The organism is Streptomyces thermovulgaris, assembly GCF_002155915.1.
Lineage (GTDB): Bacteria > Actinomycetota > Actinomycetes > Streptomycetales > Streptomycetaceae > Streptomyces > Streptomyces thermovulgaris.
Map to the genome: position 1 here is coordinate 1 of NZ_MUME01000574.1, position 615 is coordinate 615.

A 615-nucleotide genomic window follows, 5' to 3' on the forward strand; every position below is an offset into this window, starting at 1 on the left:
CTGGGCGCTATGCCGACCAGGGCGTTCACCTTGGCGGCCCCGCCGAGGAACTTCAGGTAGTAGCGGGGCATCATGCCGCCCTGCGAGTGGCCGACGAGGTCGACCTCGGCGGCACCGGTCGCGGCGAGCACCTCGTCGACGAAGGCGGCCAGCTGCTCCGCCGACTTGTCGATGGGCCCGAGGCCGTAGAAGACCGGGACGCCCTCCAACTGACCGTAGTTGAGGGAGAAGACGCAGTATCCGCGGTCCTTCAGGTACGGAGCGAGCCCGATCCAGTTGGTCACGGCGTTGCCGAAGGTGCCGTGGACGAGGACGACGGGGCGGGGGTGGGCGGCGGAGGGCTTGCAGCGGTAGTCGTTCCAGCCGCTGCTGGGGGCGCTGGAGGCGTGGGCGGTGACGGCTGAGGCGGCGGCGAGCACGGCGGCCAGGACCAGGGCGACGAGGGGTCTGACCGCCCGCTTGAAGGGCAGCATCGAGTGATCTCCTTGCGGGTCAAGGGAAGCGCGACGGCACTACGCCCTGTGATCCGGATCACGGGATGCTGTTCACTCGTCAAGTTACGGGCCAGTAGTCCAAGTGTGAAGTAACGGGTCGGCAAAAAATTCTGCAGATGGC

At 67.5% G+C, this 615-nt stretch carries 1 protein-coding gene; it reads right to left on the reverse strand.

The genetic code is table 11. The features are described from left to right. Nucleotides 1-473, reverse strand: a 473-nt coding sequence (locus CCN35_RS27385; RefSeq protein ID WP_143631918.1) for an esterase/lipase family protein, incomplete at its 3' end; no start/stop codon positions are given. Nucleotides 474-615: the final 142 nt, after the last annotated feature.